This is a genomic window from Sphingomonas sp. Xoc002 (assembly GCF_050408055.1).
GTDB lineage: Bacteria > Pseudomonadota > Alphaproteobacteria > Sphingomonadales > Sphingomonadaceae > Sphingomonas > Sphingomonas yabuuchiae.
Genome location: NZ_CP191175.1, coordinates 311,272 through 336,787, shown reverse-complemented (window position 1 = coordinate 336,787; position 25,516 = coordinate 311,272). Strand labels below are relative to the sequence as shown.

At 64.7% G+C, this 25,516-nt stretch carries 17 protein-coding genes; 8 read left to right on the top strand and 9 right to left on the bottom strand.

Translation table 11 applies throughout. The features are described 5' to 3' along the window. The first annotated feature begins 96 nt into the window (after positions 1-96). The 5 genes from glmM (at position 97) to ACQR50_RS01570 (ending at position 4,251) form a co-directional block, all read left to right on the top strand. Positions 97-1,437 carry a phosphoglucosamine mutase gene (gene glmM / locus ACQR50_RS01590; protein WP_309691666.1) on the top strand — a complete coding sequence of 447 codons (1,341 nt, stop codon included), beginning with the start codon at positions 97-99 and terminating at the stop codon, positions 1,435-1,437. Then, on the top strand, positions 1,437-1,661 hold the full coding sequence (locus ACQR50_RS01585; RefSeq protein WP_428969548.1) for a DUF1272 domain-containing protein: 225 nt from the start codon (positions 1,437-1,439) through the stop codon (positions 1,659-1,661). Before glmM ends, ACQR50_RS01585 begins: the two co-directional genes overlap by 1 nt. A 76-nt stretch (positions 1,662-1,737) precedes the next feature. After that, positions 1,738-2,424, top strand: coding sequence for a 2,3-diphosphoglycerate-dependent phosphoglycerate mutase (gene gpmA / locus ACQR50_RS01580; RefSeq protein WP_428969547.1), 687 nt, complete (start codon positions 1,738-1,740; stop codon positions 2,422-2,424). 308 nt (positions 2,425-2,732) lie between these two features. Then, on the top strand, positions 2,733-3,191 hold the full coding sequence (gene purE, locus ACQR50_RS01575; protein ID WP_236696923.1) for a 5-(carboxyamino)imidazole ribonucleotide mutase: 459 nt from the start codon (positions 2,733-2,735) through the stop codon (positions 3,189-3,191). Between the two features lie 4 nt (positions 3,192-3,195). After that, a complete protein-coding gene (locus ACQR50_RS01570) occupies positions 3,196-4,251 on the top strand; it encodes a 5-(carboxyamino)imidazole ribonucleotide synthase (RefSeq protein WP_428969546.1) in 1,056 nt (351 codons plus the stop codon). Positions 4,252-4,343: 92 nt separating this feature from the next. On the opposite strand, the gene ACQR50_RS01565 is transcribed toward ACQR50_RS01570, so the two are convergent. From ACQR50_RS01565 to ACQR50_RS01550, 4 genes are all read right to left on the bottom strand, one after another. Beyond that, positions 4,344-5,150, bottom strand: coding sequence for an energy transducer TonB (locus ACQR50_RS01565; protein WP_428969545.1), 807 nt, complete (start codon positions 5,148-5,150; stop codon positions 4,344-4,346). Positions 5,151-5,196: 46 nt separating this feature from the next. Continuing rightward, positions 5,197-7,002 carry a DUF885 domain-containing protein gene (locus tag ACQR50_RS01560; protein WP_428969544.1) on the bottom strand — a complete coding sequence of 602 codons (1,806 nt, stop codon included), beginning with the start codon at positions 7,000-7,002 and terminating at the stop codon, positions 5,197-5,199. 166 nt (positions 7,003-7,168) lie between these two features. After that, positions 7,169-7,468 carry a hypothetical protein gene (locus ACQR50_RS01555; protein ID WP_076714681.1) on the bottom strand — a complete coding sequence of 100 codons (300 nt, stop codon included), beginning with the start codon at positions 7,466-7,468 and terminating at the stop codon, positions 7,169-7,171. A gap of 12 nt (positions 7,469-7,480) precedes the next feature. Next, positions 7,481-10,333: a M16 family metallopeptidase gene (locus tag ACQR50_RS01550; protein ID WP_428969543.1), complete on the bottom strand. Its 2,853-nt coding sequence runs from the start codon at positions 10,331-10,333 to the stop codon at positions 7,481-7,483. A gap of 212 nt (positions 10,334-10,545) precedes the next feature. Here ACQR50_RS01550 and clpB point away from each other — a divergent pair, with 212 nt between their 5' ends. After that, the gene (clpB, locus tag ACQR50_RS01545) at positions 10,546-13,125 is read left to right on the top strand and encodes an ATP-dependent chaperone ClpB (RefSeq protein WP_428969542.1); all 2,580 of its coding nucleotides are present in this window, start codon (positions 10,546-10,548) and stop codon (positions 13,123-13,125) included. A gap of 70 nt (positions 13,126-13,195) precedes the next feature. Here clpB and ACQR50_RS01540 read toward each other — a convergent pair whose 3' ends face one another. The 3 genes from ACQR50_RS01540 to ACQR50_RS01530 form a co-directional block, all read right to left on the bottom strand. Continuing rightward, entirely contained in the window at positions 13,196-16,432 is a 3,237-nt protein-coding gene (locus ACQR50_RS01540; protein ID WP_428969541.1) for a carboxypeptidase regulatory-like domain-containing protein, read from the bottom strand. 411 nt (positions 16,433-16,843) lie between these two features. Then, positions 16,844-19,915, bottom strand: a complete 3,072-nt coding sequence (locus tag ACQR50_RS01535; RefSeq protein WP_428969540.1) for a TonB-dependent receptor domain-containing protein — start codon at positions 19,913-19,915, stop codon at positions 16,844-16,846. 434 nt (positions 19,916-20,349) lie between these two features. Further along, positions 20,350-23,343, bottom strand: a complete 2,994-nt coding sequence (locus ACQR50_RS01530; protein WP_428969539.1) for a TonB-dependent receptor plug domain-containing protein — start codon at positions 23,341-23,343, stop codon at positions 20,350-20,352. A 288-nt stretch (positions 23,344-23,631) separates the two neighbouring features. Between ACQR50_RS01530 and ACQR50_RS01525 the strand changes: the two genes are divergently transcribed. Together ACQR50_RS01525 and ACQR50_RS01520 are read left to right on the top strand one after the other, a co-directional pair. Further along, positions 23,632-23,877, top strand: a complete 246-nt coding sequence (locus ACQR50_RS01525) for a hypothetical protein (RefSeq protein WP_428969538.1) — start codon at positions 23,632-23,634, stop codon at positions 23,875-23,877. A 20-nt stretch (positions 23,878-23,897) separates the two neighbouring features. Beyond that, complete coding sequence (locus ACQR50_RS01520; protein WP_428969537.1) at positions 23,898-24,407, top strand: hypothetical protein; 510 nt, start codon at positions 23,898-23,900, stop codon at positions 24,405-24,407. 10 nt (positions 24,408-24,417) lie between these two features. Here ACQR50_RS01520 and ACQR50_RS01515 read toward each other — a convergent pair whose 3' ends face one another. Both ACQR50_RS01515 and ACQR50_RS01510 read right to left on the bottom strand, forming a co-directional pair. Beyond that, entirely contained in the window at positions 24,418-25,302 is an 885-nt protein-coding gene (locus tag ACQR50_RS01515; protein ID WP_428969536.1) for a M23 family metallopeptidase, read from the bottom strand. Continuing rightward, the gene (locus ACQR50_RS01510; RefSeq protein ID WP_056432488.1) at positions 25,299-25,499 is read right to left on the bottom strand and encodes a DUF2093 domain-containing protein; all 201 of its coding nucleotides are present in this window, start codon (positions 25,497-25,499) and stop codon (positions 25,299-25,301) included. Before ACQR50_RS01510 ends, ACQR50_RS01515 begins: the two co-directional genes overlap by 4 nt. Positions 25,500-25,516 lie beyond the last annotated feature (17 nt).

The following is a 25,516-nucleotide window of genomic DNA, read 5'->3' as shown; positions in this document are numbered from 1 at the left end:
GTTCTCGCCTATTTGGAGCTTTGGCCAAGGTCGCGCTAAAGGATACGCGCAACCTGATTGTTCCACATCCTCTTAATCCGGCAGGGACTTGGCCGCATGGCAAGAAAATATTTCGGCACTGATGGCATTCGCGGCGCGACCAACGGCGCGGTCATGACGGCCGAGATGGCGATGAAGGTCGGCATGGCCGCCGGTGCCTATTTCCAGCGCGGCGACCACCGCCACCGCGTCGTCATCGGCAAGGACACCCGCCTGTCGGGCTATATGCTCGAATCGGCGCTGGTCGCGGGCTTCACCAGCGTCGGCATGGATGTCGTCATGCTCGGGCCGCTGCCGACGCCCGCGGTCGCGATGCTGACCCATTCGATGCGCGCCGATATCGGCGTGATGATCTCGGCCAGCCATAATCCCTTTGCCGACAACGGCATCAAGCTGTTCGGCCCGGACGGCTACAAGCTGTCCGACGAAGCCGAGGAGTCGATCGAGGACCTGATCGAGCAGAATGTGCCGCTGGTCCCCTCGGGCAAGATCGGCCGTGCGCGCCGGGTCGACGACGCCGCCGGTCGCTATATCCACTTCGCCAAGTCCACCTTCCCGCAGGCGCTGCGCCTGGACGGCCTGCGTGTCGTGATCGACTGCGCCAATGGCGCCGCCTACAAGGTCGCGCCCGCCGCGCTGTGGGAACTGGGCGCGGACGTGGTTGCGATCGGCGTGACGCCCAACGGCACCAACATCAATGATGGCGTCGGCTCGACCGCGCCGCAGACGCTGGCCGAGACGGTGGTGGCCAGCGGTGCCGACATCGGCATCGCGCTGGACGGCGATGCCGACCGGCTGATCATCGTCGACGAGACCGGCGCGGTGGTCGATGGCGACCAGCTGATGGCGATGATCGCGACCAGCTATGCGCGCGAAGGACGCCTGGCGGGCGGCGGCCTGGTCGCGACGGTCATGTCGAATCTGGGTCTGGAGCGGCATCTGGCCGCACAGGGGCTGGGCCTGATCCGCACCAAGGTCGGCGACCGCCATGTGCTCGAGGCGATGCGCACGCGCGGCTATAATGTCGGCGGCGAGCAGTCGGGGCATATCATCCTGTCCGACTATGCCCGCACCGGCGACGGTCTGGTCGCCGCGCTCCAGGTGCTGGCCGAACTGAAGCGCGCGGGCGCGCCCGCCAGCGAGGTGCTGCACCGCTTCGATCCGCTGCCGCAGTTGCTCAAGAATGTCCGTTTCGCGGGCGGCAAGCCGCTGGAGCATGAGAAGGTTCAGGGCGTCATCGCCGCCGCCGAGGCTGAACTGGCCGGGCGCGGCCGCCTGGTCATCCGCCCGTCGGGCACCGAGCCCGTCATCCGCGTGATGGCCGAGGGCGAGGACAAGCGCCAGGTCGAAACCCTTGTCGACCGCATCTGCGACGTGGTGCGCGAGGTGGCCGCCTGATGCTGGAGATGCGTCCCGATTGCGAGCGTTGCGGCGCGGACCTGCCCCCATCGCAGGGCGGTGCATTCATCTGCTCGCTCGAATCCACCTATTGCGCGGAATGCGCCGACGAGCTGGACGAGACCTGCCCCGATTGCGGCGGCGAACTGCTCGACCGGCCGACCCGGATGGGCCGCGTGCTGAAGGCCAATCCCGCTTCGACGCAATCCCGCTTTCGCGGCTGACCCCGCCCGTTACAGCAAAACTCGACCCCGCGTGCCCGCCGCTTTATGCGGGCAGCATCACATATAAGGAGTTTCCATGCCCCAGCTCGTCCTGATCCGCCACGGCCAGTCCGCCTGGAACCTGGAGAACCGCTTCACCGGATGGTGGGACGTCGACGTGACGGCGCAGGGTGCCGCCGAAGCGCGCGCGGCGGGCGCGATGATGGCCGAGAAGGGCCTCGACTTCGACCTGACCTTCACCAGCCTTCAGACCCGCGCGATCAAGACGCTGAACCTGGCGCTGGAGACCATGGGTCGTCTCTGGCTGCCGACCGAGAAGCATTGGCGGCTGAACGAGCGTCACTATGGCGGGCTGACCGGCCTGGACAAGGCGGAGACGGCGGCCAAGCATGGCGACGAGCAGGTGAAGATCTGGCGCCGCAGCTTCGACGTGCCCCCGCCCCCGGCCGAGGCGGGCGGCGAGTTCGATGTGTCGAACGATATCCGCTACAAGGGCATCGACGTGCCGCAGACCGAAAGCCTGAAGGACACGATCGCCCGCGTCCTGCCCTATTGGGAAGAACGTATCGCGCCTGCGCTGCGCGACGGCAACCGGGTGCTGATCTCGGCGCACGGCAACTCGCTGCGCGCACTGGTCAAGCATCTGTCGAACATCCCGGACGACGAGATCACCGGCCTGGAAATCCCGACCGCCCAGCCGATCGTCTATGAACTGGCCGACGACCTGTCCCCGACCGACCGCTATTATCTGTCGGAGCGGTGAGAATGTTCGGCCTCCATTCCTCCCCTGGAAGGGGAGGTGGCAGGCCGAAGGACTGACGGAGGGGTGTCCCGCTATCGAGAGGGCGACACCCCTCCACCATGTTTCGCATGGTCCCCCTCCCCTTGCAGGGGAGGAATGGCGAAGTCGAAGCCCACGCCCCGAGTCCAGCCAAAAACGCCCGCAAATATACGGAAACGTATAGGGACGGTTGCCCCCCTCGCCGCGTGCCGCTAGTCAGCCCGCTTCCCCGGCGACGGGGCCAAAGGGGCTAGGGCGGAACAGCGGATATGATTTCGGTCGGGATCATCATGGGGTCCACGTCGGACTGGGAAACCATGCGGCACGCCGCCGAGACTCTGGAGGCGCTGGGCGTCGACCATGAGACGCGCGTCGTCTCCGCGCACCGCACGCCGCAGCGCCTGTACGATTACGCCACCGGCGCCGCCGATCGCGGGATCAAGGTCATCATCGCGGGCGCGGGCGGTGCCGCGCATCTGCCCGGCATGGCCGCGTCGATGACGCATCTGCCGGTGCTGGGCGTGCCGGTCGAGTCCAAGGCGCTGAAGGGCATGGATAGCCTGCTCTCGATCGTCCAGATGCCCGGCGGCATTCCCGTCGGCACGCTGGCTATCGGCAAGGCGGGCGCGATCAATGCGGGCCTGCTCGCCGCCTCGATCCTGTCGCTGTCCGACGAGGGCCTTGCCGAGCGCCTGAAGGCGTGGCGCCAGCGCCAGACCGACAGCGTCGCCAACGATCCGCAAGGGTAAGCCAATGTTGAAGCCGGGTTCGACGATCGGGATTCTGGGCGGCGGCCAGCTGGGCCGGATGCTGGCGGTGGCCGCGGCACAGCTCGGCTATCGCACCCATGTGCTGGCCCCCGATGAGGAAAGCGTCGCGGCGCAGACCGCGTCCTCGCTGACCCGCGCCGATTACCACAACAAGGTGGTGCTGGCCGATTTCGTCGCCGCCTGCGACGTCGTGACCTACGAATTCGAGAATGTCGACGTGACGCCGGTCGAATGGCTGGCAGAGCGGCTGCCCGTCCACCCCGCTCCGGCCGCGCTCCGCGTCGCGCAGGACCGGATTGCGGAAAAGAGCTTCGTCGAGAAGGTCGGCGGGCGCCCCGCCCCCTGGGCCGAGGTGAACTGCGCCGCCGACCTGACCGCTGCGCTGGAGCGGATCGGCTGCCCCGCGATCCTGAAGACCACGCGCTTCGGCTATGACGGCAAGGGTCAGGTGCTGATCCGCGACATCGCCGAGGCACCTGCCGCGTTCGAGGCGATCGGCGGCCCCGCCGTGTTGGAGGGGTTCATCCACTTCAGCCACGAATTCTCGATCCTGATCGCGCGGGGACCGGACGGCGGGACGGTCCGCTACGACCCGCCGCACAATGTCCACCGCGACGCGATCCTGCGCACCTCCACTCTGCCCGCCCCGGCCGAGATCGCGGCGCAGGCCGAGGAAGCGACCGCGCTCGCCATCCGCATCGCCGAGGAACTGGGCTATGTCGGCGTGCTGGCCTGCGAGTTCTTCGCGACCGAGAACGGCCCCGTCTTCAACGAGATGGCCCCGCGCGTCCACAATTCGGGCCACTGGACGATCGAGGGTGCCGAAACCTCGCAGTTCGAGAATCATATCCGCGCGATCTGCGGCCTGCCACTGGGTGATACGTCGCTGACCGGCGCGCAGGTGCAGATGGAAAACCTGATCGGCGACGATGCGTGGGAGTCCGCGCTGACCGAAAAGGGCACGCATCTGCACCTCTACGGCAAGGGCGAATCACGGCCCGGTCGCAAGATGGGGCATATCACGCGGGTGCTGCGTTAGATTGTGATCACATCGCATTGAACCGACACATGCCCCTCCCCTTCAGCGGAGGGGTGAATTCATCGCTTGCCATCTTGCTGTGAGCCCGGTCGCTAGGGTCGTTTTTTGACATCGAAGGTCACGGGCACCAGCACCTGGGCCTGATAGACCTCATCGCCCTTCATCACCGGGCGGATGCGGAATTTCCGGTAAAGTCCCAGCGCCGCCGGACCGAAACCGCTCCCTCTTGGCCGTTCGGCGGCGATCGAACAGCTTTTGGGTTGGCCGGGCGTCGGGACGAAGCAGAGCAGGACCGCCATGCCGCTGACCCCGCCGTTTCTCGCCCTTTCGGGAAAGGCCTCGTCGATCAGGTCCTGGGGCGGTTTTTCGATCCACTCGGCCAGCGCGAAGCGAAGCCTCCCCTCGCCCGGTCCATCGCCATCACCGCGTCCATTGCCGGTCCCCTGCCCCTCGCCGCCGGTGCCGCGTCCACTGGCGATACCGACGCCCCGGCCATCCGACGCCGCCGTCCCGGCGCGCAGCGGCAGGTCGGTGCTGAACTCCGCAGCGGGGGCGGGCCGATCGACCCGATCGAACCGCGCCGACGCGGCAGCGGCCGGTGCCGCCTGCTCGGCCATCGGTGCCCTTGTCGGACGCGGCGATCCGCCCCCGGCGGTGGGGCGAAGGACCGCGCTCTCCCGCTTGACCGGCTGGGCGGCGACCGGCGGCGGCGTGACGGGAACGGGCGGCGGGTCCGGCAGGTCGAACAGGATCAGCGCAGGGTGTTCGGTCGGACTCGTCGAGGGCCGTGGCGCCCCCCAGAGCAACAGCGCCAAGAACGCGGCATGAACCATTGCCGTGGCGATGACGGCCGTCCGCCGCCGCCCGCCATCCGGCCCGATCGAAGCCCTGACCTGCATCGCGATATTCTCCCGCTCAGGAAGATCACCGCGATGCTGATTGCGGTCAAGCCTTGGCCCATTCCTCCCCGACACGGCGCAACACGTCGAGCGGTACGCGGCCATGGCGCAGGACGGCGGTGTGGAACGCCTTCAGGTCGAAACGGTCGCCCTTTTGCGTCTTGGCGGAATCGCGAATGTCGACGAACACCGAATGGCCGAGCTTGTAGCTCGCCGCCTGGCCCGGATTGACGCAGTAACGCTCCACCTCGCGGGTGGCGAAGCCCTCCGCTTCGCCTTCCGCCTCGACGAAATGGCGGATCGCCTGTTCGCGGGTCCAGCGCAAATGGTGCAGGCCGGTATCGACGACGCAGCGATTGGCGCGGAACAGCAGGAACTTCAGATAGCCCAGCTGCCCCAGCGGATCGTCGTCATACATACCGATCTCGTCCGCCAGCTGCTCGGCATAGAGGGCCCAGCCCTCGCCATAGCCCGAAAAGCCGTTGATCTTGCGGATCAGCGGCAGGCGCGTGTTCGACAGCGCAAGGCCGCTCTCCATCTGATGGCCCGGCAGCCCTTCGTGATAGACGGTCGTCGCCAGGCAGAATTTGGGCCAGTCGGCGCTGTCCTTCAGGTTGAAATAGACGAGGCCGGGGCGCGAGCCGTCGATCGCGGGAGCCTGCGCAAAGGCCGCCGCCGCGCCCGCCTCGGTCTGCGGCGGCACGCGGCGCACCTCGAAACCATAGGGCGGGATGCGCTCGAACACCTGGGGCAGGCGGGTGCGGATCGCGTCCAGCCGCGCGTTGCAATAGGCGATGGCCGCGCGCTTGCCCTCATCGGTATTGGGATAGAGCTGGTCGGCATTCTTGTAGAGCGCGGCCATGCGCTGCCCCACACTGCCCTTGGTATAGCCCTGCTTCCGGAGCAGCGCGTCGAGCCGCGCCGACAGCATCGCCGCCTGCTCGCGGCCGAAGCGGTGCACCTCATCGGGCGAGAAGCTGGTCGTCGTATTGGCCTTCAGCGCCACGGGATAATAGGCCGCGCCGTCACGCAGTTTCCAGACGCCCGCGTCATGCGTCGCCTTGGCCCGAAGCGCTTTGGCATAGGCGATCTGGCGGTCGAGCGCGGGCAGCACCTCGGCGTCGTAGATCGTCCCGGCCTGTGCGGCGTAACGATCGCCCAGGCCCTTTTCGGCCGTGCGACGCGCGAGCGACTGGACGACCAGCGCCTGGTCGGCGGGCTGGCGCGTCTTGCCCATCTGTTCGAGCGCGAGGTCCAGGATGAAGTCGGGCGGCACCACGCCCTGCCCCGCGTCATGGCGCATCCGGTCGGTCTGCGCGTCGATCTGCCGGGCAAAGGCGCGCATCCGCATCAGATAGGCGTCAGCATCGCCCGCGCTGGCGATCTTGTGCTTGGTATCGAGGAAATCGGGGACCGACTGATATGCGCCCGACAGCTGCGACACGACATAGGGGCTGGGGCCGTAGGAGCTGCCGCCGAAATCGAACGCCTGCACGGCCTGGGCCGAACGGCGGGTATAGAGGATCGATTCCAGGTCGATCCGCTCCTCGGGCGACAGGGCGGCGGGATCGATCGCCTGCAACCGGGTCAGATCGGCCTGGGTCGCGGCCTTCGCCGCCGCGATTCCGGCGGGCGACTGATCGGAAAGTCGGCTGCGCAGATCGGCATTCGCGCCGGTGTCGAGACCGAGATTGGTCGCGGCTTCGGGGCTGCGGCGGAGCTGTTCCTGGACCAGCGTGTCGAACAGCGCGGTCAGCTGGGTGGACGGCGTATTCTGTGCAACGACGCCCTCGCTGCCCGCCGCCACGGCGAGTGCCGCCGATCCGCCCAGGAAATGTCGCCGGTCTATCATGCTGGTCCCCTTTTTGGTTTTCGGGGGCAGCGTAACGGGATTTGGCGGGAAATGAACCGGTTATGTCGTTGGCGTCATCGCGTGGGCTTCGACTGGGCTCAGCCCCAAAGAAAAAGGGCGGCCCGTCATCCGACGCACCGCCCTTCCCCATCTCAAGGCGCGAAGATCAGCCCGCGCGCGTGCCGGACAGCGGGAAGCTGCCGAACGCGCCCGCACCGACCGAGCCGGTCAGCGTGTCGCCATCGGCGGTCGCTTCGCAGTCCAGCGTCATCGGCATCGGCGAGGAGATCGACATCTTCCACGTGATCGTATTGCCCGACACGTCGCCCTCAATCTCCATCGCGCCCATCTGGCCGCCGCCGGAACCGGTGAAGCGGTCGCCCTCGGTCGTGACCGTCAGCGTCATTTCCTGGTCGCCCAGCGGCGACTTGACGATGCAGTCCCAGGTTCCGTCGATATCCGCCATTCTCACTCTCCCTTATTGTGCCGCCGGGGCGGTCGCGACGATCGCCGACGGTTCGACCACCTCGACGGGCAGGCCGAGCGTATCGAGCTGCGGCTTGACCGTCTTGGCATCGCCGACCACCACCCAGACGAAGCTCTTGGGGTTCAACGCCGTCTGGATCGACTTGTTCAGCTCCGGCAGGGTCATCGCCTGATAACGCTGGGTGATCGTCGCATAGTAATTGTCCGGGCGACGATACAGGTCGTTGGCCTGCATCGCCGACAGCACCGCATCCGAGGTTTCGAAATTGCCCGACAGCGAGCGGATCGCGCCGGTGATCGCGCGATCATATTCGACCTGGTCCATCGGCTTGGTGGTCAGGAACTCGGTGACATCGGTGCGCAGCGCGTCGATCGAGGGGCCGGTCTTGTCCGCCTGAACCGGCGCCGACATGATATAGGGCGCCGCGAATTCCGAGGTCTGGAACCCGCCCCGCACGCCATAGGACCAGTGCTTGGTCTCGCGGATATCGGTGTTGATGCGGCTGAGGAAGCTGCCGCCCAACGCGTCGTTCGCCGTGTTCTGGAGCAGCAGGTCGTCCACCCCCTTCAGCGCGGTCGGCGCGCCCGCCATGATCATCGACTGCGGGCTGTCGAGCCGGTTCACCAGCACGATCTTCGGCGCGGAGGGCTGGCCCGCGGTGAAGCTCTTCACGCCCGCCGTGCCGGTGCCCTTCCAGTCGCCGAACACCCGGTCGAGCGCGGCCTTCACCTCGGCCAGCGGACGGTCCGAGGTGACGAAGATCTTCGCCTTGTCGGGACGCAGCCACGCCTGCTGGAACGCGATCAGCTGCTCGCGGGTCATCGCCGCGACCGCCGCCGGATCGCCCGCCCCTTGCGCCTTGGCATAGGGGCTGGTCGGCCCATAGACGAGCGGCGGCAGGACGCGGCCCGCCAGCCCCTGCGGGCTGGTCAGTTCCTGCTTGATGCCCGCCAGCGTCTGCGCCTTCACCCGCGCCAGTTCGGGATCGGGGAAGGCCGGGTTGCGCAGGATATCGGCATAAAGGTCGAGCGCGGGGGCCAGGTTGATGCTCGGCACGTCCAGGCCGACGACGGTGCGGTCGTTCGTCGCACTCGACCCGATCGAGGCGCCCAGCCGCTCTTGCTCCTCGGCGATGGCGATGGTGTTGCGATGGGTCGTGCCCTCGTCGAGCATCGCCTGCACCATGCGCTGCGTGCCCAGCTTGCCGGGCACGTCGGCGGCGATACCGGCATCGAACGAGGTCGCGATCTGCGTGACCGGCACGGCGGTGCGCTGGGCGTAGATCAGCTCGATGCCATTGGCCAGGCGGCTGCGCTGGACGGCGGGGAAGCTCAGCGGCTTGACCTGTCCGACATCGGGCAGGGCCCCGCGCGTGCCCTTGGGCGCCTGTTCCGGGGCGGCGGGCACATCGGCGCGCGGCGGCACCTTGGCTTCCTCATAGGCGTCCCGCGCGCCCGGTACGACGGTCAGCGTATAGGCCGGGCGCGACAGCCACTTGTCGGCTGCCGCCTTGACGGTCGCGGGGGTCTGCGCGGCGATCCCTTCCAGCTGCTTCTTATATTTGCCGGGATCGTTCGAGTAGAGCGTGCCCTCGGCCAGCGCGACCGCCTTGCCGCCGAAGCCGCCGACCGACTCCAGCCCCTGGACGCGGCCCGACACGAAACGGGTCACGGCGCGCTGCACCTCATCGGCGGTCGGGCCGTTCTTCAGGAAGTCGGCGAGGATTTCACCCATCCGCTTGTTGACCAGCGCCGGATCGACACCGGGACGGACGATCGCCATCATGTTGAACATGCCGACCTGCGAGAAGGGACGGTCGCCCGCCGACACCTGCACCGCCAGCTTTTCCTGCTTCACCAGGATATTGTCGAGCCGCGACGAGGCGAGCCCGCCCAGGATCGAACCGGCCACGACCAGCGAGGCGGTTTCGGGATCGTTCAGCCCCGGCACCGCCCAGTTGCGGCTGATCATGACGGCGGCGACGCGGTCCTTCATCTCCTCGTTGACGTGCGCGGGCAGCGTCGGGATGGTGACGGTCGGCAACACGCTCTTCGGACCCGGCTGGATCGCGCCGAAATACTTCTCGACCAGCGGCTTGGCGGTGGCGACATCGATATCGCCCGCCAGCACCAGCACGGCATTGTTCGGGCCATAATGGCTGCGGAACCAGTCCTTCACCGTCTCCAGCGAGGCCTGGTCGAGATCGGCCATCGAACCGATGGTCGAGTGGGCGTAGGGATGCCCCTCGGGGAACAGGCCGCTCAGGACCTTGTACTGGGTCAGGCCATATGGCTGGTTGTCGCCCTGGCGCTTCTCGTTCTGGACGACACCGCGCTGCTCGTCGAGCACGCCTTGCGTCACCGCGCCGAGCAGATAGCCCATGCGGTCCGATTCCAGGAACAGCGCCCGGTCGAGCGCGGCGGTCGGCACCGTCTCGAAATAATTGGTCCGGTCGAAATAGGTGGTGCCGTTGTAATCGGTGGCGCCCACCGACTTGAGCGGCGCGAAGAAATCGCCCGGCGCATTTTCCGAGCCGTTGAACATCAGATGCTCGAACAGATGCGCAAAACCCGTCTTGCCCTTGGGCTCATGCTTCGACCCGACGTCATACCACACGCTGACCGCCACGACGGGCGCCTTGCGGTCGGTATGGACGACGACGCGCAGGCCGTTCTTCAGCGTGAAGGTCTGATAGGGGATGTCGACCGCCTTCACGAGCGCCGAGACGGGCGCAGGCTTGGCGGCGGCTGCGGCCTTCGGTGCGGCCTGGGCCAGAACGGCCTGCCCCGGAACGACGAACGCAAGGGCGGCGGCGCCGGTCAGCGCCACGGATTTGATACGCATCTTTTTGAGTCTCCCCACTCAGGTGTATGGCCCGAGCATAGCGCCCGCGCGGCGGACCGCAATCCGGTGTGACGCATGGATTTCAGCAGGAAAGTCTTTCGACCCTTTCGTTATCGAAACGGCCATCCCATGTTGCGGACAGGAAATTCCGCCCACCCCTTGTGTTGCCAAAATGCAACACCATCTGATCTGGAAAGCGACAGGAAGACCAGATGAACCTCGAAAAATTTACCGACCGCGCAAAAGGCTTTCTGCAAGCCGCGCAGACCGTGGCGATCCGCAACAGCCATCAGCGTATCGCCCCCGAACACCTCCTCAAGGCGCTGATCGAGGACGATCAGGGCATGGCGTCCGGCCTGATCCAGGCGGCCGGCGGCGATGCCAAGCGCGTCGAGCGCGAGACCGATGCGGCGCTCAGCCGTATTCCGGCCGTCTCCGGCTCGGGTGCACAAAGCTCGCCCGGCCTCGACAACGACCTGGTCCGCGTGCTCGACCAGGCCGAACAGGTTGCGCAGAAGGCAGGCGACAGCTTCGTCACCGTCGAGCGGTTGCTGCTGGCCCTGGCGCTCGCCTCCACCACGGCCGCAGGCAAGGCGCTGGCGGCGGGCGGGGTGAACCCGCAAGCCCTGAACGGCGCGATCGAACAGCTGCGCCAAGGCCGCACCGCCGACACGGCGGGGGCGGAGGACCGCTATGATGCGCTCAAGAAGTTCGCCCGCGACCTCACGCAAGTGGCGCGCGACGGCAAGCTCGATCCCGTCATCGGCCGCGACGAGGAAATCCGCCGCACCATCCAGATCCTGGCCCGCCGGACCAAGAACAACCCGGCGCTGATCGGCGAACCCGGCGTCGGCAAGACCGCCATCGCCGAAGGCCTGGCGCTGCGTATCGCCAATGGCGACGTGCCCGACACGCTGAAGGACCGCAAGCTGATGGCGCTCGACATGGGTGCCCTCATCGCCGGTGCCAAATATCGCGGCGAGTTCGAGGAGCGGCTGAAGGGCGTGCTCGACGAGGTGAAGGCCGCCGAGGGCGACATCATCCTGTTCATCGACGAGATGCACACGCTGATCGGCGCGGGCAAGGGCGACGGGGCGATGGACGCCTCCAACCTCTTGAAGCCCGCCCTGGCGCGCGGTGAGCTTCACTGCGTCGGCGCGACCACGCTCGACGAATATCGCAAATATGTCGAGAAAGACCCCGCGCTCCAACGGCGGTTCCAGCCGGTCTTCGTCGGCGAACCCACGGTCGAGGACACCATCTCGATCCTGCGCGGGCTGAAGGAAAAATACGAACTCCATCACGGCGTGCGCATCACCGACGGCGCGCTGGTGGCGGCGGCGACCTTGTCCAACCGCTACATCACCGACCGCTTCCTGCCCGACAAGGCGATCGACCTGATGGACGAGGCCGCCAGCCGCATCCGCATGGAGGTGGAGTCCAAGCCCGAGGAGATCGAGACGCTCGACCGCCGCATCCTGCGCCTGAAGATCGAGCGAGAGGGGCTGCGCCGCGAGAGCGACGCCGCCAGCATCGACCGGCTCGGTCATCTGGAGGAGGAACTCGCCAATCTGGAGGAGCAGTCGCACACACTGACCCAGCGCTGGCAGGCCGAGAAGGACAAGATCGCGGGCGAGGCCAAGCTGAAGGAACAGCTCGACCAGGCGCGCATCGAACTCGACCAGGCGCAGCGCAACGGTGACCTCGCGAAAGCGGGCGAGCTCTCCTATGGCCGCATCCCGCAGCTGGAGAAGCAACTAGCCGAGGCGCAGTCCGCGACCGAGGGCGCCATGCTGCGCGAGGAAGTCACCGCCGACGATATCGCGGGCGTGGTCAGCCGCTGGACCGGGGTGCCGGTCGACCGGATGATGCAGGGCGAGCGCGAGAAGCTGCTCCGCATGGAGGAGGTGATCGGCAAGCGCGTCATCGGACAGGAGGATGCGGTCCGCGCCGTCTCCACCGCCGTCCGCCGCGCGCGTGCCGGGCTACAGGATCCGAACCGGCCTTTGGGCTCGTTCCTGTTCCTCGGGCCGACGGGCGTCGGCAAGACCGAGCTGACCAAGGCGCTCGCCGAATTCCTGTTCGACGATCCCTCGGCCATGGTGCGCATCGACATGAGCGAGTTCATGGAAAAGCACAGCGTCGCCCGGCTGATCGGCGCTCCTCCCGGCTATGTCGGCTATGAGGAAGGCGGCGTCCTGACCGAGGAGGTGCGGCGCAGGCCCTATCAGGTCGTGCTGTTCGACGAGGTGGAGAAGGCGCATGGCGACGTGTTCAACGTGCTGCTCCAGGTGCTGGACGACGGCCGCCTGACCGATGGCCAGGGGCGGACGGTCGACTTCTCGAACACGCTGATCATCCTGACCTCGAACCTGGGCAGCCAGTATCTGGCGAGCGTTGAGGACGGACAAAGCGTCGAGAGCGTCGAGCCGCAGGTGATGGAGATCGTGCGCGGCCATTTCCGCCCCGAATTCCTCAACCGGCTGGACGAGATCATCCTGTTCCACCGACTGGGCCAGAGCCATATGGGCCCGATCGTCGACATCCAGGTCGGCCGCGTCGCCAAGCTGCTGGCGGATCGCAAGATCGGCCTGCACCTGACCGACGCTGCGCGCGAATGGCTGGGTCGGGTGGGTTACGACCCCGTCTATGGCGCACGCCCCCTGCGCCGCGCGGTCCAACGCCACCTCCAGGACCCGCTGGCCGAGGAAATCCTGCGCGGGCATGTCAAGGACGGCGCGACCGTGACGGTCGACGAGGGCGACGGGAAACTGGCGCTGTCGGTGGGGTGAACCCCACGAAAAAGGGGGCGGTTCCCGAAGGAACCGCCCCGAGTAGGGTTCGCCGAAGCGAACCTTGGGGTCAGAAGTTCACACCGAACTGAAGCCGGATGAAACGCGGCGATTGATACTGGGTGGGATAACCGTAATCGCCACGCGGCGCACCGTTGCCCTGCGTGCCGTACTCGTTGAAATCCACCCGCGCCTTTTCGCCAAACAAGTTGAAAATGTCGAAACGGAAAAAGGCGTCATACGTGTCTACCGGCACCTTGAACTGGAAGGTGACGTTCGTCTGGGTCAGCCAGTCCGAGGTAAACATCGTGCCGCGACGGACAGGCTGCAACGTGCTTTGCGCAGGCGTCCCGGTACCGGCCGTCGGGTTGGTCACGATTTGGCCGTTGACGACGTTACAGAAGAAGCCTGCCGCACCATAGCGGCCTGCATACTGATCGACCCGATCCGGCACACGTCCGAGACAGGCGTAATGACGCGGCGACGACGCACTGAAATTCGCGCCGAAGGTAAACCAGTCGGAGAATTTGTACGATCCATACGCCTTGAAGTTGTGACGAATATCCGTGGGCAGATAGCCATAGGATGCCACGGTCAGACCTGGCTGATCGAATGCGGTCGTCAGACCAGAGTCCGATTGACCGTTATCCGAACGAATGCCGCCTTCGATATTACCGATATTCTTGCCGTAGGTATAATTAGCAGCGAAGCTCCAGATACCGTCAAACTCACGCTCGACCAGCAAAGTTACCGCCTTGTAGACACGTTGTGCCCGCGGGTAACCAAGTTCCGCAGCAGTAAAATTGACTGTGCGGGCCGTCGCTTCGCCGTTCACTGGATCCGCAAGCGTGATAGTCGAAGCCGAGCCAGGATTGGCAAGAACATATTGGTGGAATGCATCCCAGATCGGCACCCTGTTATTTGGGTTGGCGGTCGTCGGAGCAGGACGTGTGCAGTCCAGGTTATTGCGAGCGCAATAGTTGTTCACGGCCGCGTCGATGGCGATATCTTCCAGCGACTCGTTGAGCTTACGATAGGTGCCGAACGCGCCGATCTTCCAACGCTGCCCCAGACGCTGTTCATAGCCGACGATGTATTCGTCCATCGACTGCGACTTGAGGTTGCGCGCCACGGTGGATTCGGTCGACGCTGGCGTGCCATCTTGATTGACTTCGCAGTTATTCGAACTGCCGGTCGCTCCAGGCGTCGGTCCGGGGCAAGGTACGCCCCCGCTGAAATTCGCGGGTGAACCCAGGATCGGGACATTGTTGGCACCCACACCCGTCGCACGATAATAAGCGGTGTAGTCGAGTTCGGCACCCGCCAGACGGATATTGGTATTGGTCGGCACGGGGAGATAGTAGCGGCCGAAGAAGCCGTACAGCTTGGTCCGCTGATCGCCGATCGGATCGATCGCGACGCTGATGCGCGGCGCCCACTGATCACCCGACTTGTAGTAGGTTTCGCCAGCTACATTGTCGTTCGTGAAGCGATCATTGCGCACGCCGGCATTGACCGTCAGGCGGTTGTCGAAAGCCGACCAGGCATCCTGCACATAAAAGGCTTCGTTGCGCGACTTGAACGTTCCACCGGTGACGTACGTACGACCGCCGACATACAGAACGTTCGGAGTGGCGACGCGTACGTCCCCGGACGGACCGGAATTATAGTAGGTCCAGAAGACATTGCCCGTGTAATTGGTCTGCGCCACCGATGTCAGGATTTCGCGGTCATAACCGCCGCGAATGTGATGCTCGCCAGCCAAGTTGAAATACAGGTCGACGTCCCCGCGATAGAACTCGCGCTCGTCATTGTTGGTCGCGATGGTGACCGAAGGATTGCCGATCAGGACAGGCGTGAACTGACCGCTCTGGTCACTGATACCAGGATTGACCGTATCGAAAGGTAGGCTGATGCCACGGCTCTTGGTCTTGCCATAGGCGCCCGAGAGGGTCAGCCACTTGGTGAACTGACCGGTATAACGCCCGACATAGCTTTCACCGCCGCCGAGGTTCGACGACTGACCAGCAAAGGAACCCGTGCGTGGCCCGGCAGGATCGACGCGGCTGTCATAGGCACCGCCTTGCGCGTCCACGACGTTATACTGAGTCGTGGTGCTCCGGTTCTTCGTGTTGAAGTAGGTGAATTCCAACCGCTGACCATCGACGATCACCGCATCGATTTTTCCGCCGAAGGAAGGCGAATTGATGCGATAGACATCGCGGAACGTACCGGTGCTGAACGGCGGAATAGCTTGACGGCCCGTCTGCACGCCTTGGTCGTTACGAATGATGATTGAGGAATTGGCGTTCGCCGCCAGGCCGGTATCCTCAGATTTATAGTTGTTCGACTGATAGAATCCGTAGAAGAACAGGTGATCCTTGATGATCGGCCCCGACAGGCTGAAAATCGCCTGCTTGTTCTCGCGAACGTCATCCCGGTTCCACGCATAGAGCGTGTTCGGAGCGTTTTCACGCAGCGCGTCGAGTTCCATGTTGACCAGCACGCCGCCGTGGAACTCGTTGCCGCCCGACTTGGTGGTGGCGTTGATAAACGCACCCGTAAAGCGACCATATTCCGCCGAGATCGAGCCGATCTTGGTTTCAACGGTGTTGTAGAATTCGAACGGCACCCCCGCCGAACCAAGGCCGGTCCGCTGGTTCGTAATATTCAGGCCATTGATAAAGAATGCATTTTCTGAAACCGACGAGCCTGCGACGGCGGGCAGGTTGCCGAAGGCCGAGTCACCGGCGGCCGTGCCCGGCGCCAGCAGAACGACCGAGGTCAGATCGCGGCTGACGGGAACGCGCGCCGCCAGATCCGCGACCTGCACCACGGCGCCGACCGTGTTGCGGTCGAAGTCGGCGATCTGAATACGCCCTGCCGTGACGACGATGTCGCCGCCCGCCGACGCACCGACCGGAAGCAACGTAAACTGGTTCGCCGCCGATGACTGGTTCAAGTTGACCGAACCGTCCGTGAAGCTGTCATAGCCCGGCGCCGCGACGGTGAACGTATAAACCCCGATCGGCAGTGCCGAGACGCGGTAGTTACCCTCGTTATCGGTCTGAACCGTGCGCGAGAAGCCTTGCGCGTTCGACGTTACCGTAACCGATGCCCCCGCGATCGCCTTACCGTCCGTGCCCTGCACCTTACCGGTCGCGTTGACCTGCGTGAAATCCTGCGCGACCGCTGGAGCGGAGATCGCGATAGCCCCTGCGCTGGCTCCCAGCATGGCCAAAGCCTGCAATGCGGCACTGCGGCGCAGCATGGCCTTAGGAAAAAACCCCTGTTCCGTCATCGTCATTCCCCCTCTGCAGGCCATTTTGGCCCTGCCACGATGCCCCCTCCTCGGATGGGACACGTGCTAACTTATGTCAGGGACGTGACAAACTGTTCAAAGATTAATTGATATATTATCCGATTTTTATAGCAACGATTGCATTAAAGTCACACTTCGCCGTTCTCGCAGCATTGATTGTTTTAAACTTGAGCATCCAGAATAGACCACTGCCTACATCCTCAACAGTTGTGTATTACTTTATTATGTCAGCACATCACCAGCTGCAGGAATGTTGAGTCTCGCCATCACAAGCGGCCGCGATAACGATGACGCGGCGCATTTGACTTTGGGAAAGCCTGTTTCCCCCAAAAAAGCAGGGGGCGGCTCCCGTAGGAACCGCCCCCGAAGTAAGGCTCGCCGAAGCGAACCCTGGGGTTAGAAGTTGAACTTGGCGCCGGCGCGGAACTGGCGGCCGAAGATGCCGTCGCCGCCCTGCACCGCGTTGTACAGATACGCGCCGTAGGTGACCGGATCGACCGGGGGCAGGCGGTTGAAGACGTTCAGCACGTTCACATAGAATGTGAACTTGTCGTTGACCTTGAACGACGCGTTCGCGTCCGCGGTGATGTAGCTCTTCACGCGGCAGCCGAAATAGGCCGGGGCCTGGCCGCAATCCTTGTACGCGTCGCCCTGGTCCATGGCCGACAGGTCATAGCCCGAGGTGTAGTTGACCGTCCCCGTCAGCGCGAAGTCGCCGAAGTCGAAGGTGTTGACCCAATTGCCCTTCCACTCGAACGTGCCCGAACCGGCCGTCAGGTTGAAGTTGCCCAGCGTGTCGACATAGGTCTGGCGCTTGCCGTCCACCGTCGTGCTCAGTTCCAGGATCAGGCTAGCGTTCAGATTGGTGTTCCAGCGGAACGAGCCGAAGTCGTAAAAGCCGTTCATGCCGAAATCGATGCCTTCGGACTTGATCGTCTGGGCATTGATCAGCTGCGAACGGACGAAGGCGATCTTCGGCGTGGCGTTCGGGTTGTTCACGTCGACCGCATCGGGGATGACCGTGAAGCCGCCGGGGATCGCGGTGCCCGCATAATAGGCGGCGATCGCAGGCGACAGGTCGGGCGTGGTGATCGCCCCGGTCTTGCGGATGTTATAGTAATCCACGGTCAGCGACAGGCCGCGCACCGGATCGATCTTGATACCGGCGGTAAAGCTGCGCGACTTTTCGGGCGCCAGATCCTGCGATGCCAGCGTCGTCTGGCCGATCGAGTAGTTCGAGATATAGCCCGAGCAGTTGGTCGGCGTCTTCTGCGAACAGATCTGACCCGCGCCCGGATTGATGCTGTACTGGCTCAGGAAGGCGTCGGGGATGCTGCTCAGCGACTGGGTCACGTACCCCGTGGTGGGCAGCGCGTTCGCTTCGCCGAAGGACGGGATGCGGAAGCCGCGCGAATAGGTGCCGCGCAGCGTCACCTGGCGGATCGGCTTGAAGATCGCACCGAACTTCGGCGAGAAGGCGCTCTGACCGCTCGAATAATGGTCGTAGCGACCCGAGGCGTTCAGCGTCAGCTGATCGACGACCGGCGCGTTGACCTCGTAGAAAGCCGACGAGACGGTACGGTTGCCCTTGGTGCCGAACGCATTCAGGCGGAAATAGCGCTGGGTCGGGCCGTTTTCGTCCGAATTGGCGCTGGGTGCGTCGATCGCTTCGTAGAAGATCGAGCCGCCGACCGCGACGCGCAGGTCGCCGCCCGGCAGGGTCATGATCGCCTTGCCCAGCGTGAACTGCGCCTGGAGCAGGTCCGAGCTGTCGTTGGTGATGTTGGTCGGCGTCAGATAGTTCAGCGTCGCCTGGCTGTTCTGGCCCGGGTTGATGAAGTTGTAGCTGCCGTCCTTGATCACATCGAGCAGGTGCTGGATGTAGACATAGCCGTTCTGCTCGAGGCGCAGATCGGTGTGCATCGCGGTCGCATCGAAGCGATAGTCGACGTCGTTCAGGATCGTGCCGTTGATCCCGAAGGCGGCGCGGTAGACGCGGCTGCGGGTGTTGGTCGATTCGAAGCTGTTCGGCAGCTGGCCGACCAGACGCGCGACCTGCCCTGCGGCGGCGAACGGATTGTTCGGGTTCAGCGTCCCGTTGGTCACGTTGCACGCGCCGACCGTCGTGCGCGGACACACATAGACCGGCAGCGCCAGGATCGCCGAGTTGGGATCGATCGCCGAGGTCGGGTTCTGCGACGTCGAATATTGCGGGAAGAGGATACCGGCGGGGGCATTGGCGCGGATCACCGTCGGGGTGCCGGTATAGCTGGTCGTCGCCTGCTGGAAATTGACCTGCAGATAGGCTTCCGACGTATCACCGATCTTCGCGGTGAAGCGTGCCGAACCGCCGACACGCTCGATGTCCGGGGTGATGTTGCCGTATAGGCGCTGGGTGTCGACCTGACAGACCGTGCCCGGTGCGGTGGCGTTGGCGGGAAGCGCCAGTTCGGCCGCGGTCGGGTTGTACGGATTGCCGGTGAGGCAGCCCGCCGACGGGTTCAGCAGCTGATAGCGGCCGAGCGCGGTGGTGTTGGTCGCATCCGCCGGGCGGACATAGAAGTTCGGCGTGTTGATCGCGAAGCCGTTGGTGAACTGGTTGTTCGCGTCCAGGCCGTTGGCGATGTTGTTCGGACCGCAGACCAGCGAGCCGGTGCGGTTGGAGCAGATGCCACGCTCGTCGCTGGTGTTGTAGGGAGCGGGCAGCTGGCTCGCGCGGACGCCTTCCGAACGATAATAGAAGCCGCTGACATAGGCGTTATAGCCCTGCTCATCCAGGTCGCCGGTGCCTGCGGTCAGCGAGACGCGCTGGTTGGCGTTGTAGCCGCGCTGCGAGATACCCGCTTCGGCGCGGCCCATCACGCCCTTGACCGAACGCTTGGTGATGATGTTGACCACACCCGCGATCGCGTCCGCGCCGTAGCTCGACGAGGCGCCGTCACGCAGCACTTCGACGCGGTCGACGATGTCGTCCGGTATGGTGTTCAGATCGACGAAGTTGCGCGTGCCGTCATCCGACAGCGGGTAATAGGCGGCGCGCAGGCCGTCGAACAGCACCAGCGTCGAGTTGGTCGACAGGCCGCGCAGCGACACCGACGAGGCACCGCTCGCAAAGGCGCCATTGGCGGTGAACGAGTTGGTCAGCGCCGGGCCGTTGTTCGAAGCCAGCGCCTGGATGCCCGCCTGCACCGTGTTGATGCCGCGCACGTCGAGATTCTCGGCGGTGATCGTCGAGACCGGCGACACGCCGGTATCGGCACCGCGAATGATCGAGCCGGTGACGACGATATCGCCGCCGGTGCCCGCATCCGCCTGTTCGGCGCCCTGCGCCACCTGGGCATTGGCTTCGGCATTCTGATTGGCGGCCGGCACGCTCTGCGCCAGCGCGGGCGCGCCCAACAGCATCGACAGCGGCGCAACGGTGGCCAACAGGCCCAGCTTGCGCGGCCCCATCCACGAATAGGTCATGGTCTATACCCCTTTTCCCGTCCGACGTCCGATTTCGGCTCGCCGGTTTACCTGACTTCATGAAACGGAATTTCCGTTCCGTAACCGAATGTTGCTTGATTGGTACGGAGCAGTGCCATTGTAAAGATGGGAAAAATGCAACGGCCGACCGGGCGTTACGCTATGACGGATGGGACATACACTCTTACGCAAGGTCATGATATCGATTGTGGGGAGTCGTTGGCGTGGTATCCCTGACACATTTTGCGACAATATTTTTGACGTAATGCGGGATCAAAACGTGTCCCGCCCATCCAAGTCGGGACCAAAATAGTGATGCGACACCCGATCCGCGGATGCTTCGGGTGACCCGTATGGATCACGCCTGCCGAACACGCACAAAAAAAGGGCGGTGGCCGAAGCCACCGCCCTGATGAGGCAGTCCTGTTATCGGATCAGAGCGTAACGCGTGCCGTGACCGAGAACAGACGACCCAGCGGGTCATAGGTCGACGGGTAGGTGTTGCCGCTGTTGTACGAGGTCGAACCGATCGACGAGCCGACAAATGGCGGCTTGCGATCGAACACGTTGCGAATAGCGAACAGCAGCGAGAACCGATCGGTCGCCTGGAACTGCGCCGCAAGGTCGAAATAGTGATAAGCCTTGATCCGCTGATACGCATCGACCGGGCCACCACCCGAAGCAATGTCGTCGGCAAGCGCCAACGGCTCATACTTGGTCGGCGACAGGAAGCGCCACAGCACCGACAGGTCGACCTTTTCGATGCTCAACGTGGTGCGCTGATTGAACGAGAATTCGGGCTGGATCGAAGCGCAGTTCACCGAATAATAGCCGGTGCACTCACGATAGACCGAGGTCGGGGTTGCCTTGAACTTCGAACGGCTGGTCCAGTTACCGTTAAAGCTTAGGGCCAATTTGCCGAAGCCCAGGTTGTGACGGTAATTGGCCGACAGATCGATACCGTCGGTCAGCAGCTGGCCGATGTTGGCCAGCGGCACCGGCAGACCCAGCGTAGTTGCCGCGCTGCCATCGAGACCACCGGTCAGCGGGTTGCGACGGATGCCGGTGCAAGCCGCGCTGGTCGCGCTGGCGGCGGTCAGGTTGGCGAAGCAACCGTTGACGACGTCGCCCACGGTCGGCGAACTGATCGCGTTGTTCACCTTAATGTTGTAATAGTCGACCGTCATCGAGAAGCCCGACAGGAAGGTCGGCTGGATCACCGCACCCACCGTAACCGTCGAGGCCGTTTCGACGCCCAAATTCGGGTTGCCGCCGCCGGTCGTGTTGATCTGACCCGACGAAGGCTGGTTGATGTTGCCGATCGTGGCCGCTGGAGCACCCTGAGCGATGCAAACAGCACGAAGGTTCGCATTCGCGGTCGGCGCCGCGCCCGCGCAAGGATCGACCGCTAGGTTGTCGAGGCCAGTCACAGCTGGCGAGAACAGCTCGCCGATGTTGGGCGCGCGCACCGCACGGGTATACAGGCCACGCAGCTTGAACGCCGCCACCGGCTCCCAGCTACCGCCCGCCTTCCAGGTCCAGTTGCCGCCCGAACGCGAATAGTCCGAATAGCGAGCACCGGCCTCCAAGGTCAGGCTGCGGAAGAAGGGCTTGTCCTCGACGAGAGGCACGACCAGTTCGGCAAAGCCTTCCTTGACGTCATAGGCACCGCTGGCATTCGGCGTCGCACCACCATTGCCCAGCACTTCGGCCGGGGTCTGGGTGGCGGTGTCCGAGGTCGTACGGGCGGTATACTTGCGATACTCACCACCGAACGCGATGCTCACCGGGGTGTCTGCAAACGGGCTCGACACGCCGAAGTCACCCGACACGACGCCGCGCAGAGTGCCGAGCGAGGTCATGACGCCGCTGCTGGTCGTCACACCGAGGATGTAGCCCAGCTGGTCTGCGGTAATGCTGCCGGCCGGACCGAACAGGTTGATCGGAACGCAGCCGTTGGTCGCAGTGAGGCAGGTCGTGGTGTTGGTCGCCAGCGTTGCTTGCTGCAGACGCGACAGCAGGCCGTTGCCCGACTGGCGCTGCGTGTTCTCGCTCTCGCCATACGTGCCGAACACGTCGTAGCTGAAGCTCTCGGTGATCTTGCCACGAACGCCCGCGCGGATGTTGAACAGCTGCGTGGTGTATTCCGAAATGCGCGGCCCGGCCTCGACGAAGCGGCGCGATGCGGCCGTCGTGAAGGTACGGTAGTTCGCATCGGACGGGTTGGTCGCCGTATAATAGGCATTACACTGCGCCTGGGTCGGCGCCTGACGGCCCGCCGTGTTTGGATCGGCATCGACCGCGTTCAAGCAGAAGCTGTCACGTACCGCGCCCGCGAGATACGGGTTGCTGATCGGCACGGTCAGCGGATTGCCGAAGGTTCCCGACGGCGCGATGATCGTCGACACGGTGTTCTTCGAGAACATCGCCTGGCTGTAGAATTCCAGGTGATCCGAAACCTCGTAACGGGTCGAACCGAAGATGTTGAACCGCTTGAACGGCGTCTGATAGATGTTGTACGGGTTGAAGTTGAACAGCGAATAGGTCGGCACAAGTGCCGTGCCGGTCTGATTGATCTGGCGCGTGCCGGTCGTTCCGACCGAGAAGCGACCGGGAATGGTCGTACCCGAACCGCCGGCCGCACCGCTGTACGAATCGATCGACTGGACGCCATAGTCACGGTCGCCCTGATAGACCGGGCTCTGGTCTTGGAAACCGATGCTCAGCACCGCGTTGCCGCGGCCGTCATCCATATTGGCACCAACGGTCAGTTCGGCGCGGTAGCTGTGGCCGTCGCCCTTGCCGGTAATCTGATCGGTCACCGCGACGTCGACGCCCGAGAAATCGCTGCGGGTGATGAAGTTCACGACGCCCGCGACCGCATCGGCGCCATATGTCGTCGACGAACCGCCGGTCAGGACGTCCATGCGCTCGATCAGGGCCAGCGGGATGTTGTTGAGGTCGGTCGCGCCGCCCAGATTGGCGGGAGCGATGCGCGCGCCGTCGAGCAGGACGAGGTTGCGGTTGGTGCCCAGGCCGCGCAGATTGACGAACGAAGCGCCGCCATTGCCGTTATTGACCTGTGAACCGATCGAGGGAACCGCACCGGGCAGTTCGCGCAGGATCTGTTCGGCCACGTTCACCTGGCGCAGACGGATTTCTTCCTGGCTGACGACGGTCACCGGGCTGGTCGCGATGATGTTCGGATTGCGGATCAGCGTACCGGTGACGACGACGTCGCCGCCCTGCGTGGTGGAGCTGGTGGACTCGTTGGTCTGGACACCGGGCTCCTGCGCGGCGGTCGGCGCGGCGACCGGCGCATTGCCGGCCTGATCCGTCGTCTGCGCGAAAGCGGGAACGGCGCCGAAAATGGCGCTTCCGGCCAGCAAGCTGGACGCCAGCAACTGGCCTCGCATGAACTGCTTCATATCTTACCCCTTTTGTCGCCCGTTTGACCGGGCCGATCATTAGCGCAGGTTAACCCTGCTGCTGGGGGCAGCCTAAACGGCTGGTAAAACCTTATACAATCGTCATTTGAAAGATTATGACCTTTTTGCTGCGTTGTAGCATAAGTGCAACAGGACCGCATTCCGTAGCCGCGGGCGGGACGCGCGACCGTGGTCAGGTAATAAAAGAAGCATATTGCCTATGCCGCGTTCCGGACGGATATCGTCGTCCGGGGGCGTACGAACGGCCTCCGGAATGGGAGATGCATGATGACGCTTGGTCTGCTTCTGGCCTTGGCAGCGCAAAGTTCGACCGCAGCCACGCCCGCAAAGCCCCCGGCCGACCCGGTGACAGCCGAAAAGCCGATCTGTCGCCGTATCGTCGAGACGGGATCCTTCGTGAAAGCCAAGAAGCTGTGCATGACACGCGAGGAATGGGCGCGTCAGCGCGAGGCGAGCCGCGATCTTGCACAACGGGCCGTCTCGGATGGCTCCGGTCGAGCAGGCGGGAACTGACCATGATGCGAAACGGGTTGATGGCGCTCGTCGGAACGGTGTCGATCCTGGCCGCCATTCCCGCCGGTGCGCAGGATGGCGCCGCCGTACGCCAGGTCGATGAATTGTCCCGGTGCAAGGCCATCGCCCAGGATAGCGCGCGCCTGGCATGCTATGACCGCACCACTGCCACCATCCTGGCATCCCGCGCGTCCGGCGAGCTGATGGTGATGGACCGCAAGACCGTCATCGCCCGCAAGCAGTCCCGGTTCGGCCTCGCCACCCCGACGAGCGACATGTTCGGCGGCGGAAAGAACGACGACAATACCGAGGTTCGCCAGATCGATACCAAGATCGCGTCGGTGAAGGCAGCCAACAGCTATGGCCGGTGGAATCTGGAATTGGCCAATGGCTCCGTCTGGCAGACGATCGATGCCCTGACCTTTCCCCCCGACCCCGGCGACAAGATCGTCCTGAAGGAAGCGCCGCTCAGCGGCTATCGCGCATCGATCGCGGGCGGGCGCTCGGTGCTGGTCAAGCGCATCCGCTGACCTGGTCGGGTCACGGCATCGGCCCCGTCACCAGCAACGGGTCGAGCTTGCGACCGCGCCATTGCAGGCTCCAGTGGAGATGCGGGCCGGTCGCGCGGCCCGTGGCGCCGCCCGCGCCGATCGGCTGGCCCTGGCGGACATGATCGCCGACGCGGACATCGATCCGCGACAGGTGCAGGAAGGCGCTGTTCAGCCCCTGGCCGTGGTCGAGCATCAGCAGATGCCCCTCCAGCGTGAAGGGCTGCTGTGCGGCGAGGATCACGACGCCGTCGGCGGGCGCGCGGACGATGGTGCCGGTGGGAACCGCGACGTCGGTGCCGGAGTGATAGCTGCCCGGCTCGCCGCGATAGACGCGCTGCGCCCCGAACAGGCCCGAGATGCGGCCCGTCACCGGCCATTGCAACGCCTGGCGCCAGCCCTCCGCATCGGTCACCAGCGCGCGGGCGGCCCGGATCCGGGCAAGTTCGGGGGGACGCAGCCGCTGGAACTCGGGATCGGGGACGGGATATTTGGGCAGCGTGTTCAACCGCTCGATCCGCCAATTGCGCGGTGCGATGGTCAGCGGCTGCCGCACCTGTCGTCCGTCGGCCAGGGTCGCGAGCAGCTCGGCAGACGGCCCGGCGTCGCGGTCGAACCCGGCCAGGAAGGCACCGTCCGGGGCCAGCGGCACGGTCTGTCCGTCCAGCGCCACCGATACCGCGCCGGTCGGCGCCTGCCCCCGGATCAGGCCGCCCTGGCTCAGCTGTCCGGTCCAGCGGAACGGGGTCACGGGCGGGGCAACGGTGGGCGGCGCGGGGCGCGGCGTCGATGCGGTGGGCGGCGCCATCATCGGCTCACCCGGCGCGACGCATCCGGTCAGCGCCAACACCAGCGTCCCGACGCCCCTCACCTTCATTGCGGCGCGAGGACCTTGGCGGTCGCTTCCGCATCGGCATAGGCTTCCTGCCGCGCCGCGCTCCAATATTTCAGGTCTTCGAGCGGAATGCGCCGCCCCGTCACCGCGCAGACGACATGATCGCCCGGCGACAGGACACGAAAGCCATTGGCCATATAGTGAAGCCGCGCGGGGCGATCGGTGTTCGACATCAGCATGTTGGTCTCTTTCGCGG